The 14,310-nt window shown below is 63.3% G+C and carries 12 protein-coding genes, 1 tRNA gene, 2 pseudogenes and 2 riboswitches; of the genes and pseudogenes, 9 read left to right on the top strand and 6 right to left on the bottom strand.

Annotation, left to right across the window (positions count from 1 at the left end; genetic code table 11):
• Positions 1-30 precede the first annotated feature (30 nt).
• The 3 genes from cobO to aroC all read right to left on the bottom strand — a co-directional run bounded on the left by cobO (position 31) and on the right by aroC (position 2,765).
• On the bottom strand, positions 31-636 hold the full coding sequence (cobO, locus tag CUR85_RS07215) for a cob(I)yrinic acid a,c-diamide adenosyltransferase (RefSeq protein ID WP_067265789.1): 606 nt from the start codon (positions 634-636) through the stop codon (positions 31-33).
• Positions 637-706: 70 nt separating this feature from the next.
• Positions 707-1,645, bottom strand: a complete 939-nt coding sequence (locus tag CUR85_RS07210) for a DMT family transporter (protein WP_067265788.1) — start codon at positions 1,643-1,645, stop codon at positions 707-709.
• 10 nt (positions 1,646-1,655) lie between these two features.
• Positions 1,656-2,765: a chorismate synthase gene (gene aroC / locus CUR85_RS07205; protein ID WP_067265786.1), complete on the bottom strand. Its 1,110-nt coding sequence runs from the start codon at positions 2,763-2,765 to the stop codon at positions 1,656-1,658.
• A gap of 92 nt (positions 2,766-2,857) precedes the next feature.
• Positions 2,858-2,958: riboswitch (TPP riboswitch) on the top strand.
• Positions 2,959-2,992: 34 nt separating this feature from the next.
• Here aroC and thiB point away from each other — a divergent pair.
• The 3 genes and pseudogenes from thiB (at position 2,993) to CUR85_RS07190 (ending at position 6,180) form a co-directional block, all read left to right on the top strand.
• On the top strand, positions 2,993-3,970 hold the full coding sequence (gene thiB / locus CUR85_RS07200) for a thiamine ABC transporter substrate binding subunit (RefSeq protein WP_067265784.1): 978 nt from the start codon (positions 2,993-2,995) through the stop codon (positions 3,968-3,970).
• Positions 3,946-5,501: pseudogene (locus CUR85_RS07195) on the top strand (thiamine/thiamine pyrophosphate ABC transporter permease ThiP). Before thiB ends, CUR85_RS07195 begins: the two are co-directional and overlap by 25 nt.
• Complete coding sequence (locus CUR85_RS07190) at positions 5,488-6,180, top strand: thiamine ABC transporter ATP-binding protein (RefSeq protein WP_067265780.1); 693 nt, start codon at positions 5,488-5,490, stop codon at positions 6,178-6,180. Before CUR85_RS07195 ends, CUR85_RS07190 begins: the two are co-directional and overlap by 14 nt.
• On the opposite strand, the gene CUR85_RS07185 is transcribed toward CUR85_RS07190, so the two are convergent.
• Positions 6,177-6,659 carry a 6,7-dimethyl-8-ribityllumazine synthase gene (locus tag CUR85_RS07185; RefSeq protein WP_067265801.1) on the bottom strand — a complete coding sequence of 161 codons (483 nt, stop codon included), beginning with the start codon at positions 6,657-6,659 and terminating at the stop codon, positions 6,177-6,179. The two genes, CUR85_RS07190 and CUR85_RS07185, sit on opposite strands and share 4 nt — an antisense overlap.
• 77 nt (positions 6,660-6,736) lie before the next feature.
• Positions 6,737-6,876, bottom strand: a riboswitch (FMN riboswitch).
• Positions 6,877-6,934: 58 nt separating this feature from the next.
• Between CUR85_RS07185 and CUR85_RS07180 the strand changes: the two genes are divergently transcribed.
• The 5 genes from CUR85_RS07180 (at position 6,935) to CUR85_RS20110 (ending at position 11,734) form a co-directional block, all read left to right on the top strand.
• Positions 6,935-7,549 (top strand): FMN-binding negative transcriptional regulator, encoded by a 615-nt coding sequence (locus CUR85_RS07180; RefSeq protein ID WP_067265779.1) that lies wholly within the window; start codon positions 6,935-6,937, stop codon positions 7,547-7,549.
• Between the two features lie 60 nt (positions 7,550-7,609).
• Positions 7,610-8,218 carry a glutathione S-transferase gene (locus CUR85_RS07175; protein WP_067265778.1) on the top strand — a complete coding sequence of 203 codons (609 nt, stop codon included), beginning with the start codon at positions 7,610-7,612 and terminating at the stop codon, positions 8,216-8,218.
• 190 nt (positions 8,219-8,408) lie between these two features.
• Positions 8,409-8,969 (top strand): ubiquinol-cytochrome c reductase iron-sulfur subunit, encoded by a 561-nt coding sequence (gene petA / locus CUR85_RS07170; protein WP_067265776.1) that lies wholly within the window; start codon positions 8,409-8,411, stop codon positions 8,967-8,969.
• Positions 8,970-8,984: 15 nt separating this feature from the next.
• Positions 8,985-10,328, top strand: coding sequence for a cytochrome b (gene petB / locus CUR85_RS07165; protein WP_067265773.1), 1,344 nt, complete (start codon positions 8,985-8,987; stop codon positions 10,326-10,328).
• Between the two features lie 11 nt (positions 10,329-10,339).
• Positions 10,340-11,734: a cytochrome c1 gene (locus tag CUR85_RS20110; protein ID WP_331711022.1), complete on the top strand. Its 1,395-nt coding sequence runs from the start codon at positions 10,340-10,342 to the stop codon at positions 11,732-11,734.
• A 269-nt stretch (positions 11,735-12,003) separates the two neighbouring features.
• Here the strand turns inward: CUR85_RS20110 and mtaB are convergent, their stop codons facing one another.
• Together mtaB and dapF are read right to left on the bottom strand one after the other, a co-directional pair.
• Positions 12,004-13,257, bottom strand: coding sequence for a tRNA (N(6)-L-threonylcarbamoyladenosine(37)-C(2))-methylthiotransferase MtaB (gene mtaB, locus CUR85_RS07155; protein WP_067265769.1), 1,254 nt, complete (start codon positions 13,255-13,257; stop codon positions 12,004-12,006).
• Positions 13,254-14,086: pseudogene (gene dapF / locus CUR85_RS07150) on the bottom strand (diaminopimelate epimerase). The gene mtaB and the pseudogene dapF overlap by 4 nt, the downstream one beginning before the upstream one ends.
• A gap of 104 nt (positions 14,087-14,190) precedes the next feature.
• Here dapF and CUR85_RS07145 point away from each other — a divergent pair.
• Positions 14,191-14,266 (top strand) — tRNA-Lys (locus CUR85_RS07145).
• The last annotated feature ends 44 nt before the right edge of the window (positions 14,267-14,310 follow it).

Genomic DNA, 14,310 nt, shown 5'->3' with positions numbered 1-14,310 from the left:
ATCGCCCGGAAGCGGGCGATCCTTTTCGTTTCAGTAGTCGACGCCGCGCTGTGCTTTGATGCCCGCTTTGAACGGGTGTTTGACCTCGGACATTTCGGTCACCAGATCGGCATAGTCGCAAAGCTCGGGCCGGGCGTCACGGCCTGTCAGCACCACGGCGGTGCGCTTGTCGCGCGCGTCGAGCCCGGCGATCACATCTTCGATCTTGAGGTATTCATAGCGGATGGCGATGTTGATCTCATCCATCACCACAAGGTCATAGTCGCCGCTCTCCATCATCTCGCGCGCCTTGCCGAATGCGGCCTCGGCGGCGGCGATGTCGCGGTTGCGGTCTTGGGTGTCCCAAGTGAAACCTTCGCCCATCGTGTGCCATGTCACCTCATCCAACCGTTCAAAGAACAATCGTTCGCCGGTTTTCCATTTGCCCTTGATGAACTGCACCACGCCGACGCGCTGTTTCCAGCCAAGCGCGCGCACCACCACGCCGAAAGCAGAAGAGGATTTGCCCTTGCCCGGCCCGGTATGGACCAGCACCAGACCCTTGTCCGGGTCTTGCAACTCGGCCACCTTGGCGCGCTGCTCGGCCTGACGCTGCTGCATCTTTTCCTTGTGATCTTTCGGATCCGCGTCGCTCATCGGTCATCTCCTCTATCCGGTTTTGGGGCACCATAGGGAGAGGCCGGGCCGGGCGAAAGCCCGCATTCGATCACGCTTTGGGATCGGTGACAGACCGCGCCTTGCCCCGTTCCATCCCCAACTGCCGCTCGCGCCAGATCACCAACGCGCCCGCGCTGATCACCAGCGCCGCGCCCGCCAGCATCATCATCGTAGGCAGTTCGGCAAAGAAGACATAGCCCAGCAAGATGGCGAAAAGCATCGAGGTATAGTCATAGGGGGCCAGCATCGAGGCTGAGCCAAAGCGGTAGGCCGAGGTGATCAGGATTTGCGCCACCCCGCCGATCAGCCCGGCGAGGACCAGCAGGCCAAAGGTTTGCAGATCGGGGATGACCCAGCCGAAGGGCAGGGTGCAGAGCGCCAGCAAGGAGGCGGTGCAGGAGAAGTAAAAGACGATCGCGGCGGTATCTTCGTTCTGCACCAATTGGCGAATGTGGATCTGCACGAGGCTGCGCACCATTGTCGCCATCAGGATCAGCAACGCGCCGATGGTGGCTGTCTGCTCCATCGTGCCGATGCTGGTGAATCGCGGCCAAAGGATGATCATCACCCCCACCAACCCAATCGCCACGGCACTCACGCGGATCAGCCGGATTTTCTCGCCCAGCAATACGGCAGCGAGGATGACGGTGAAAATCGGTGTGGCAAAGCCGATGGCCGTGACCTCGGGCAGGGGCAGCAGGCCGAGGCCGGTAAAGGTCAGCCCCATCGCCGTGGTGCCGAAGAGCCCGCGCCAAACATGGCCCATCGGGTTTTGCGTCTTTAGCCCGCTTTTCAATTTGCCGCGCTGCGCCAGCCAGATCAGGATCACCGGAATGGCAAAGAAGGAGCGGAAGAAGACCGACTCCCCGGCGGGGACCTCGTCGGCCAGCGATTTGATGATCGCGGACATGCAGGTGAAAAGCAGGATCGCCGTGATTTTCAGTCCGACACCAAGGGCGGGGCGGGCGGAGAAATCATCGACTTTCATGCTTTGATCCTCACGCCTCAGGGCCGATTATGCCGCGGTTCTGGCCAATCTGTCCGCGATGCAGCAGCAGGTGATCCAGCAGCACGCAGGCCATCATCGCCTCGCCCACCGGCACTGCGCGGATGCCGACGCAGGGATCGTGGCGGCCCTTGGTGATGATCTCGGTCTCTTCGCCCTGTTTCGTGATCGTGCGCCGCGTGGTCAGGATGCTGGAGGTCGGCTTCACCGCGAAACGCAGCACCACATCCTGCCCGGTGCTGATCCCGCCCAAGATGCCGCCCGCGTGGTTCGAGGAATATTCCGGCCCATCGGGCCCCATGGTGATCTCATCGGCGTTCAATTCGCCCGTCAGCATCGCCGCCGACATGCCCTCGCCGATCTCCACGCCTTTGACGGCATTGATGCTCATCATCGCGGCGGCCAGATCGGTGTCGAGCTTACCATAGACCGGCGCGCCGAGGCCCGCAGGCACGCCGCGCGCCGTCACTTCGATGATCGCGCCGACGCTGCTGCCCGATTTGCGCAGCCCGTCGAGGTAGTCGGCCCAGTCCGCCGCTGCTTTGGCATCCGGCACCCAAAAGGGGTTTTGGTCGATCTGGTCCCAATCGAACGCTTCGCGGTCGATCTTATGCGGCCCCATCTGCACCATGTAGCCGGTGATCTGAAGCGCCGGCACCAGCGCTTTGATCGCCTCACGCGCCAGACCGCCCGCCGCCACCCGCGCGGCGGTCTCCCGGGCCGAGGAACGGCCACCCCCGCGATAGTCGCGGATGCCGTATTTCTGGAAATAGGTGATATCGGCGTGACCGGGGCGGAACTTGTCCTTGATGTCGCCGTAGTCTTTCGAGCGTTGATCGGTGTTCTCGATCATCAACTGGATCGGCGTGCCGGTGGTGACCCCTTCAAAGGTGCCCGACAGGATCCGCACCTCATCCGCTTCGCGCCGCTGTGTGGTGTATTTGTTCTGGCCCGGTTTGCGCTTGTCGAGCCACTGTTGGATCATGCCCTCGTCAATCGGCACGCCAGGGGGGCAGCCGTCGATGGTCGCCCCAAGGGCGGGCCCGTGGCTCTCGCCCCATGTGGTGACCCGGTAAAGATGGCCAAAGCTGTTGATCGACATGGGCGGACCTCCTGTTGTCAAACCCTTAGCCGGGGCAGCGCCCTGCCTCAAGGGGATTTGCCTTGCCAATTGTGCAGGTCCGATCTACCCCTGACGCTACCTCGGGGGCCTTTGGGCTGAGATGTGCATGTTGTGCGGACCCGTTGAACCTGAACCGGTTAACACCGGCGGAGGGAAGGTCAGGACAGACATCCACCTTTTACCTTTCGCCGCAAAAGGAGGATGCGATGAAGTATCTTACACTTGCTGCGGGCGTCTTGGGCGCATCGGCCGCATGGGCCGAGACGCCTGAACTGACGGTCTATACCTACGACAGTTTCGTCACCGAATGGGGGCCGGGTCCGGCCATCGAAGAGGGGTTCGAGGCCGAATGCGGCTGCGACCTGAAATTCGTCGGCATGGGCGACGGTGCGGCCCTTTTGGCGCGGCTCAAGCTTGAAGGCGCACGGTCCGACGCGGATATCGTGCTGGGGCTGGACACCAGCCTGATCGCCGCCGCGAAAGAGACCGGGTTGTTCGCGCCGAGCGGGTTGCAGGCCGACTATGACCTGCCGATCACTTGGGAAGACGAAGTTTTCGTGCCCTATGACTGGGGCTATTTCGCCTTTGTCCACGGCACCGATCTGGACGCGCCCGGCAATTTCAAAGCGCTGGCCGAGAGCGATCTGAAAATCGTGATCCAAGACCCGCGCTCTTCGACGCCGGGTTTGGGGCTGCTGATGTGGGTCAAAGCGGCCTACGGCGAGGACGCGCCCGAGGTTTGGGCGGGGCTGGCCGACAACGTCGTGACCGTGACCAAAGGGTGGTCCGAAGCCTACGGTCTCTTCCTCGGAGGCGAGGCCGACATGGTGCTGAGCTACACCACCTCTCCGGCCTATCACCTGATCGCGGAGGAGGATGACAGCAAGACCGCGGCGCTGTTCGACGAGGGTCATTACATGCAGATCGAAGTGGCGGGGAAGCTTGCCGGGTCGGATCAGCCGGAACTGGCGGATCGGTTCTTGCAATACCTCGTCTCTGATGCCGCGCAATCGGTGCTGCCGACGACCAACTGGATGTATCCCGCCGTGACGCCCGAAGGCGGTCTGCCCGCAGGGTTCGAAGGCATGATCCAGCCCGGCAAGGCGCTGTTGGTGCCGAACGGCGATGTCCCCGCGCTCCGTGATGAGGCTTTGGACGAATGGCTGACCGCGCTGTCGCGTTAAGCGGCAAGTCGGGGCTTTTCGCCGCCGCGCTGGTGGCGGGGCTGATCCTTGCCGCTTTGGTCGCCGTTTTCGCGGCGGCCGATGTGGGCGCAGGGCTCGGCCCGGCAGATTGGGCGGCGGTGCGGTTTACCGCGACACAGGCGGTTTGGTCGGCGGTGCTTTCGGTGTTGCTGGCCGTGCCGGTGGCGCGGGCATTGGCGCGGCGGCGGTTCTGGGGGCGCGGGGCGCTGATCACGCTGCTGGGCGCGCCCTTCATTCTGCCGGTGATCGTGGCGGTGCTGGGGCTGCTGACGGTCTTTGGCCGTTCGGGGGTACTGAACCAATTTGGCGCGGCTCTGGGCCTGCCGCCGGTGTCGATCTACGGGCTGCATGGTGTGGTTCTGGCGCATGTCTTCTTCAATCTGCCGCTGGCGACGCGGCTTTTGCTGCAAGGCTGGCAGAGCATCCCGTCCGAGCGGTTTCGGCTCGCGGGGCAACTCCAGATGACGCCGCGGGCGCTGTTTCTGGCGCTGGAATGGCCAATGCTGCGCCAGGTGCTGCCCGGTGTGGCGGCGCTGATTTTCGTGATTTGCCTGACCAGCTTCGCCGTGGCCCTGACGCTGGGCGGTGGGCCGCGGGCGACGACGATTGAATTGGCGATCTATCAGGCCTTTCGGTTTGACTTTGATCTGGGGCGCGCCGCGCTTCTGTCCGTGGTGCAGCTTGTTCTGGCTGGCGCTGCGGCGGTGGCGGCGCTTTGGTTGATCCCGCCGATCAGCTTGGGCGGCGGGTTGGACCGCCCCCTGCGCCGCTGGGATGCGCGGGGCGGCGCGCAGCGGGCGTTGGACGGGGTGGTGATCGCGCTCGCCGCGCTGTTTTTGCTGCTGCCGCTGGGGCCGTGGTGCTGCGCGGGCTGGCGGGGGTCGCGGAACTGCCTGCCTCGGTCTGGCAGGCCACCGGGAATAGCATTCTGGTGGCGGGGTTGAGCGTGGCGGTGCTGGCCCTGCTGGCGCTGCCGATGGCAGGCTGGATCGCCACCCGGCGGCGCGGCGGGGTGGAGGCGATTGGCCTGATGGGGCTTGCGGCCTCTCCGCTGATGATCGGCACGGGGTGGTTCATCCTGATCAACCCTGTGCTGGACCCGGCACGGCTGAGCCTGCCGGTCACCGCCTTGGTCAACGCGCTGATGGCGCTGCCTTTCGTGCTGCGCATTCTGGTGCCGCGCCTGCGCGAGACCTTGCAGGATTATGGCCCCCTGACCCAGACCCTCGGCATGACGGGCTGGGCGCTGTGGCGGCTGCTGGTCCTGCCGCGTCTGCGCCCGCAACTGGGCTTTGCCGCCGGGCTGACGGGGGCGCTCTCGGTGGGGGATCTCGGCGTGATCGCGCTTTTCGCCGATCAGGAACGTGCGACGCTGCCTTTGCAGATGTATCGTCTGATGGGCGCCTACCGGATGGAGGCCGCGGCGGGCGCGGCGCTGCTTTTGCTGGTCTTGGCACTGGCGGTGTTTTTCATCTGCGACAAATGGGGGCGCTGGCATGCTGACGCTTGAGGAAATGCGCATTGAGCGGGGCGATTTCAGCCTCGTGGCCGATATGACACTGGCGCAGGGGCGCAACTACGCGGTAATCGGCCCCTCGGGGTCGGGCAAGTCGACCTTGCTGGCGGCAATCTGTGGGTTCGTGCCGGTGGCGGCGGGGCGGCTGCTGCGGGAGGGGGAGGAGATCACGGATCAACATCCCGGCCAGCGCGGCATGACGATGCTGTTTCAGGATAATAACCTGTTCCCACATCTCACCGTGCGGCAGAACGTCGGCCTTGGCCTGCGCCCCGACCTGCGGTTGAAAGCGGCGGATCGGGAGGCCGTCGATGCGGCCCTCGCGCGGGTGGGGCTCAGCGATCACGCCGCCAAACGCCCCGGCGCGCTCTCGGGTGGGCAGCAAAGCCGCGTGGCGCTGGCGCGGGTGCTGGTGCAGGCGCGGCCTTGGGTGCTGTTGGACGAGCCCTTCGCCGCGCTCGGCCCGGCGCTGCGAGTCGAGATGTTGGATTTGGTCCAAGACCTCGCCCGAGAGACGGGGGCGGGACTGATCATGGTGACCCATGCGCCCGATGACGTGCGCCGCATCGCGGATGAGGTGATCTTTGTCGAAGGCGGGCGCGCTCATGCGCCGGGACCGGCGGCGGAATTGCTCGACAACCCGCCCCCGGCCCTGCGCGCCTATCTCGGCTAGGCGGCGGAAATTTTTGAAATTTCCGGGGCGTTTTCTTTTGAAGAAAACGTCTCAAGCGCCTGGGTCATGCCAAGGGCGGCCTGCGCAGCCTCGCGGCCCTTGGTGACGAAATGATCGCGGTAGATCGCGTTGTGATGATCCGTTTCCTGATAGTGGTGCGGTGTGAGCGAGACCGACAGCACCGGCAGGTCGCAGTCGAGCCCCACGCGCATCAGCCCATCGACCACCGTCTGCGCTACGAAGTCATGCCGGTAAATGCCGCCATCCACCACGAAGGCCGCGCAGATCACGGCGTCGTAGCGCCCGGTCTTGGCCAGACGCTGCGCCATGAGCGGCAGTTCAAAGGCACCGGGAACGGCAAAGCTTTCCACCTGCGCGGCGTCAATAACTTCGGTAAACCCGTCATAGGCGCGGTCGACGATATCCGCATGCCAGCTTGCACGCACAAAGGCGAAACGGGCGGAACGTTCTTGTGTCATGGTGATCTCCTTTAGGTTCAGACACGTCCACCCAAGGCGATCACGCGCAAAGACCGGGGCTTCGCCCCCGTCGTTGTTCGCATTCTCTTTCATCCGGACTGTGACCGTCGGCTCTGGAGTCGCACCAGATCTGCTGACACCTTCGAAAAGGCCGCTCGCGGGCTTGCGGAGACCGCTTACCGCCGGTGGGGAATTTCGCCCCGCCCTGAGAATGATGTCAGGTTGCCAAGTTGCGCAAGGCTCTGCAATACCAAAAGAAACGCATAGGAGGCACCATGCACCCCAATCCGATCTACCGCAAAGAGGGCCGCGACCGGAACCTCGCCTTTGCCCGTGACGTCGGTTTTGGCGTGTTGGCGATCAATGGGGCGGAAGGGCCGTTGATGGCGCATGTGCCGTTCATCCTGAACGACGCCGGGGATTTGGCCGAGTTGCATCTGGTGCGCTCAAACCCCATCGCGCGGGCGCTGAAAACCGCGCAGCCGGTGCGTTTGGCGGTAACGGGGGCCGACAGCTATGTCTCGCCCGACTGGTACGGGATCGAGGATCAGGTGCCGACATGGAACTATGTGGCCGTGCATCTGACCGGCACGCTAGAGCTTCGCCCGGCAGAGGAACTGCCCGATCTGCTGGCACGGCAATCGGCGATCTATGAGGCGCGGCTGGCCCCAAAGACCCCGTGGAAGATGGACAAGATGACCCCAGAGGCGCGGGACAAGATGCTGCGCATGATCATGCCCTGCCAAATCCGCATCACCGGGATCGACGGCACATGGAAGCTGGGCCAGAACAAGGATGCGGCTGTGCGTCTGGCGGCGGCGGAGCAGATGGCGGCGCATGGGTTCGGTACGGATCCGGCGGTGATGGCGGCTCTGATGCGCGGGGTGTGATCGCCGTTGCGTCTGGCGCGGCGCCGTTGAATAGTGCGGGCAACCAAGGGGGGACTTCACGTGAAACTATTTTATTCTCCAACCTCGCCCTATGTCCGCAAGGTCATGGTGCTGCTGCATGAGACCGGTCAGCTTGATGATGTCGCGCTGGAGCCGACATCGGGCACGCCGCTGGCCCCGGCTGAGGGCTTTGCCGCGCGCAACCCGCTGACCAAAGTGCCCGCGCTGGAGCGGCCAGACGGCTGCACGCTGTACGACAGCCGGGTGATCTGCGCCTATTTGGATGACCGCGCCGGGGCGGGGCTTTACCCCCAAGGCACAAGCAGGTGGGACACTTTGACGCTGGAGGCCACGGCGGATGGGATGCTCGATGCCGCGCTCGCTATGGTCTATGAGGGCAAGCTGCGCCCCGAAGACAAACGCATGTCAGAATGGGTCGAAGGCCAGTGGGGCAAGGTCGACCGGGCCTGTAAGACGCTTAACAATCAATGGGCTGCGCATTTGGCCGGGCCTTTGGACATGGGGCAAATCGCGCTTGGCTGCGCCTTGGGATATATCGATTTTCGCCATGGTGCGCGGGATTGGCGGGCTGAAAACCCCGATCTGGCGGCATGGTTCGATGCCTTTGATTCGCGCCCCGCGATGACCCATACCGCGCCGCCGCAGTAAGCGCGCCGTAATGATATTGCCACAATCGCGGTATTTTTGCCGCGTTGTGGCGCGGTTGATCCAAGATGCGCGGCTTTGACATCTGGACGGGCGCGGTCCATCCCGGTAGATAGCGGCGAGAAGTCAGGTGGCAAGGTGACGCCACCCCTATGTCTGTCGGCCAAAGTTGGCCAAGAATTGGAGTAAACCCGTGTCCCAAGCAGAAGAACACGCAGGCACCCGGAGGGATTTCCTGTATTACGCGACAGCCGGTACAGGTGCCGTCGCCGTTGGTGCCGCCGTCTGGCCGCTGGTCAACCAGATGAACCCCTCTGCCGACGTAAAGGCGCTGTCGTCCATTCGTGTGGATGTGTCCGGCGTCGAAGTCGGGACGCAGCTGACCGTGAAATGGCTGGGCAAGCCGGTGTTCATTCGCCGCCGCACCGAGGCCGAGATCGAAGAGGCAAGCGCTGTCGACGTGTCCAGCCTGCCTGACCCCATCGCGCAGAATGCCAACCTGGGCGGCGACGTGCCCGCCACGGACGCCAACCGCGCATTGGACGAAAACGGCGAGTGGCTGGTTCAGATGGGCGTCTGCACGCACCTTGGCTGCGTGCCTTTGGGTGATGCTGGCGACTTTGGCGGCTGGTTCTGCCCCTGCCACGGGTCGCACTACGATACGGCGGGCCGCATCCGTAAAGGGCCGGCGCCGCGCAACTTGCCGGTGCCTGTCGCCGAATTCGTGGACGAGTCCACGATCAAACTGGGTTAAGGGAGCGGAAGAAAGATGTCTGGAATTCCTCACGACCATTACGAGCCGAATTCGAACGGCGAAAAGTGGCTGCACCGCCGCCTTCCCATCGTTGGCCTTTTGTACGACACATTGATGATCCCCACGCCCAAGAACCTGAACTGGATGTGGATCTGGGGCATCGTGCTGACTTTCTGTCTGGCACTGCAGATCATCACCGGCATCGTTCTGGTGATGCACTACACGCCGCATGTCGATCTGGCCTTCTCGTCGGTTGAGCACATCATGCGCAACGTGAACGGCGGCTATATGATCCGCTATCTGCATATGAACGGCGCGTCGCTGTTCTTTATCGCGGTCTATGCGCATATTTTCCGTGGTCTCTACTATGGCTCCTATAAAGCCCCGCGTGAGATCACATGGATCATCGGCATGTTGATCTATCTGCTGATGATGGCCACCGGCTTTATGGGCTATGTTCTGCCTTGGGGTCAGATGTCCTTCTGGGGCGCGACCGTGATTACCGGCCTCTTTGGCGCGGTTCCCTTTGTCGGTGAAACACTGCAGACCTTCCTGCTGGGTGGACCTGCGGTTGATAACGCGACGCTGAACCGCTTCTTCTCGCTGCACTATCTGCTGCCCTTCGTGATTGCGGGCCTTGTGGTGCTGCACATCTGGGCCTTCCACACGACCGGCAACAACAACCCCACCGGGGTCGAAGTGCGCCGCACCTCGAAGGAAGACGCCAAGAAAGACACGCTGCCGTTCTGGCCCTACTTCGTGATCAAGGACTTGTTCGCGCTGGCCGTGATCCTGACGCTGTTCTTCGCGGTTGTTGGCTTCATGCCGAACTATCTGGGCCACCCGGACAACTACATCGAAGCCAACGCTCTGGCGACGCCTGCACACATCGTGCCGGAATGGTACTTCCTGCCCTTCTACGCGATCCTGCGGGCCTTCACCTCTGAGGTTTGGGTTGTGCAGATCGCGTCCTTCGTGACCGGTGGCATCATCGACGCCAAGTTCTTCGGCGTGCTGGCGATGTTCGGTGCGATTGCCGTGATGGCGCTGGTGCCATGGCTGGACACATCCTCTGTACGTTCGGGCCGGTATCGTCCGATGTTCAAATGGTGGTTCGCTCTGCTGGTGATCGACTTCTTCGCCCTGATGTGGCTGGGTGCGATGCCCGCAGAAGAGCCCTATGCGAGCTTCTCACTGATCGCTTCGGCCTATTGGTTCGCCTACTTCCTCGTGATTCTGCCCCTCTTGGGCGTGATCGAGAAGCCGCTGGCGCAGCCTGAAACCATCGAAGCCGACTTTGACGCGCATTACGCGCCCAAGGCAGGCGGCACCAAGACGCTTGTGAACCCGGCGGAATAAGGATCATGACCATGATGAAGACCAACCTCCTTTCTGCCGTGGTAACTCTGGGCCTTGCCCTGCCGGGGACGGCGGTGCTGGCGCAGGACACAGCGACAGAAGAAGAACTGCTAACAACTCCGGCGGAAACGCCGGAGGCCGAAGCCGAAACCGCGCCTGCTGAAGCGCCAGCGGCGGAAGAGGCACCTGCTGAAACTGACGCGCCCGCAGCCGAACCCGAGGTCGACGCGGCCCCGGCTGACGAACCCGCGGTTGAGGCAGCCCCTGCTGAGGACACCGCAACCGAAGAGGCACCTGCTGCCGAGGCTCCGGTTGAAGACGCACCAGCTGAAGAGGCGACAACCGAAGAAGCTCCGGCTGAAACGGCGCCTGCCGAGGAAGCACCAGTAGCGGAAGAGGCCCCGGCCGAAGAAACCGCCACTGAGGATGCTGCCACCGAGGAAGCGCCCGAAGAGGTTTCTGCCGAAGACGCCGAAGAAGCGCCTGCCGAAGAAGTCGGAGCCACGGACGAAGCGCAATCGACAGCCGAGGAAAACGCTGAAAACGAAGTGATCGCCGAAGACGATGTTGCCGGTCAGGCGCATAGTGATGACCCCAACGTGGGTGTCATGGAAGCGGAAGACCACGGCGAGGAAACTGCCGCTGAAGATCACGCCGGTGACGACGATCAGGGTGACGATTCCCACGCCACACCGCATATCGACAACATCGATTTCTCTTTCGATGGTCCGTTCGGCGGTTACGACGTAAACCAGCTCCAGCGCGGTCTGCAGATCTACACCGAGGTTTGCGCGGCCTGCCACGGTCTGGAGTATGTCGCGATGCGGACATTGTCGGACGAAACCGGTCCGAACATGCCCGAAGAGCAGGTGATCGAATACGCCAAAGGCTATGACGTCTATGACGCCGAGCTGGACGACACCCGTCCCGGCACCCCGGTTGACCACTTCCCCGGGTCCAACCTGCCGAACGCACCTGACCTCTCGCTGATGGCCAAGAAACGCGCCGCGTTCCACGGCCCCTATGGTCTGGGCATCAACCAGTTCCTCAAAGGGATCGGCGGGCCGGAGTATATCACTGCGCTTCTGACCAGCTACACCGGCAAAGAGAAAGAGCAGGCGGGCACGGTTCTTTACGAGAACACCGTTTTCCCCGGCGGCTGGATCGCCATGGCGCCCCCACTTTCCGATGGGCTGGTCGAGTTCGCGGATGAGCATGCCAATGACGTGCAGCATATGTCCGAGGATGTCTCTGCCTTCCTGATGTGGACTGCCGAGCCGAAGCTGGGCGCACGCAAACAGGCTGGCTTTGCCGGGGTTGTTCTGCTGGGTCTGCTCTCGGTCCTGCTCTATCTGACCAACAAGAAGCTTTGGGCGCCGGTCAAGAACCGCCGCAAGGACGGCTGATCGGGCCACGGCTTTTGTAAATGAGAAGGGCGCCGGGAAACCGGCGCCCTTTTTCGTGGCCATGCGTTATGATGGCGTCCATTGGACCTAGAACCTCTCAACAGGTTCCGCCCGGCGGCACAGCGGGCATCGCCCTCCCTCTCTCGGAGGGCGATTTTGCGAGGTTCCATGATGCGGAGTCGTCTCGGGTACGGCAGCCATTCCGACCGCAGTCTCGTTCCATCGCCCCCAGGGAGGGCAATGCCCTCCGCGCTGCAGAGCAGCCGTTTTCAGGCGGTCAGCTGCGTGCCTGAAATCCCGGTGATCTCGGCCTGCACGATCTCCCCCTCAACCTGTGGCACGGCAAAGCTCACCTCGGTGAACTGCGCCGTGCGGCCCATGTGGGGGTTCTCCATCAACACGTCGTGGGTGCGCCCGACCTGCGCCTCAAGATGCCGTTGCACCTGCAGCTCGCCAGCCGCCCGCAACCGTGCCGCACGCTCCTTGATCGCCGCGCCGTTCACCGCGGGCATCCGTGCCGCCGGCGTGCCGGGACGGGCGGAGTAGGGGAAGACATGCAGCCACGTGAGGTCGCATTCCTCGACCAGTTTCAGCGAATTGTCGAACATCGCCTCGGTCTCGGTCGGGAAGCCTGCGATGATGTCGGCGCCGAAGGTCATGTCGGGGCGCAGCGCGCGGGCCTCTTGGGCAAAGCGGATCGCATCGTCGCGCAGGTGGCGGCGCTTCATGCGCTTGAGGATCATGTCGTCGCCATGCTGCAACGATAGGTGCAGATGCGGCATTAAACGCGGCTCAGTGGCGATGGCCTGCATCAGGTTCTCGTCCACCTCGATCGAATCAATCGAGGAGATCCGCAGACGCGGCAGGTCGGGTACCAGCTTCAGGATGCGCATCACCAAGTCGCCAAGCTTCGGCATCGCCGGCAGATCGGCGCCCCAAGAGGTCAGGTCGACCCCGGTCAGCACGACCTCGTTGAAGCCCTTGTCTACCAGCCGCTTGATCTGGTCCACCACCACGCCCGCAGGCACCGAGCGCGAATTGCCGCGGCCGTAGGGGATGATGCAGAAGGTGCAGCGGTGGTCGCAGCCGTTCTGGACCTGTACATAGGCGCGGCTGCGGGTGCCGAATCCGTCGATCAGATGGCCCGCGGTCTCGGTCACCGACATGATGTCGTCGACCTGCACGCTCTCGGTCTTACCGATGAAATCGGCGGCCATGCCCTGCCATGTCGCGCCCTGCATCTTCTCGGTGTTGCCGATCACGGCATCGACCTCGGGCATGGCGTTAAAGGTTTCGGGTTCGGTCTGCGCCGCGCAGCCGGTCACGATCAACCGCGCCTCGGGATGTGCCTTGCGCAGCTTGCGGATGTCCTGCCGTGCCTTGCGGACCGCCTCGGCCGTGACCGCGCAGGTATTGACCACCACGGCGTTCTCCAGCCCCGCCTGTTCGGCGAGTTCCTTCATCGCCTCGGTCTCATAGGCGTTGAGACGGCAGCCCATGGTGCTGAAAATTGGGGCGCTCATGTCAGGCTCTCCAGAAATGCGGGGGTGAGGCTGCCGGAGAAGACATGCATCGTCGGCCCGGTCATCCAGACGCCATCCTCGCGCCAGTCGATATGCAGCGTGCCGCCGTCGAGATCGATGCGCACGGCACGGCCCGTGAGGCCCCGACGCGCGGCGGCCACGGCGGTGGCGCAGGAGGAGGAGCCAGAGGCGAGCGTCACGCCGACGCCGCGCTCCCAGACGCGCATGCGGATGTGGTCCGGCCCGACGATCTGCGCGACCTGCACGTTGGTGCGCTCAGGGTAGAGCGGATCATGCTCGGCGCGGGGCCGAGGTCGGAAAGGTCCACCGCCTCAGCGTCTTCCACGAAAAAGGTGCAATGCGGATTGCCCATGCCGGTGGCTGTCGGGTCGCCGTCGATCGGCAGATGCAGCGTGTCCATCTCGCGCGCCAGCGGCACCTCGTCCCACTTTAGCTGCGGATGGCCCATGTTGACGGAGGTCAGGCCACCCCCGGCGTCTTTCGCTGCCAGATCGCCACGCGCGGTGGTCAGATGCAGCGAATCGTGGCCTGTGTCGTCCATCAGATAGCGCGCGATGCAGCGGGTGGCGTTGCCACAGGCGGCGGAAAGGGAGCCGTCGCTGTTGTAAAAGGTCAGATGCGCGTCGCCCGTCCCGCGCGTGATCACCGCAAGCTGATCGAATCCCACGCCAAATTGCCGGTGCCCGATGGCCTGCGCCATCGCCGGGGTCACGTCGATTCCTTCCGCGCGTGCATCGAACACGACGAAATCATTGCCAAGCCCATGCATCTTCATGAAGGGCAAACCGGGGGTCTGATCGCTGTACATTCGGCGCATATAACCCCGGCATGAAAACTAATCCAGCATCTCGCAAGATTTTCGTAATTAAGGGCTTGACCCTGCCGCCCGTAATTTCTAGTTACCCGCCTAGTGGGCCGTTAGCTCAGTTGGTAGAGCAACTGACTTTTAATCAGTAGGTCGATGGTTCGAACCCATCACGGCTCACCACTCACCCCCCTTAAATGGTTATGGATCAGGTGTTTGGTGCCGCC

Source organism: Sulfitobacter faviae (assembly GCF_029870955.1).
Lineage (GTDB): Bacteria > Pseudomonadota > Alphaproteobacteria > Rhodobacterales > Rhodobacteraceae > Sulfitobacter > Sulfitobacter faviae.
This window is presented reverse-complemented; position numbering and strand designations above follow the sequence as displayed.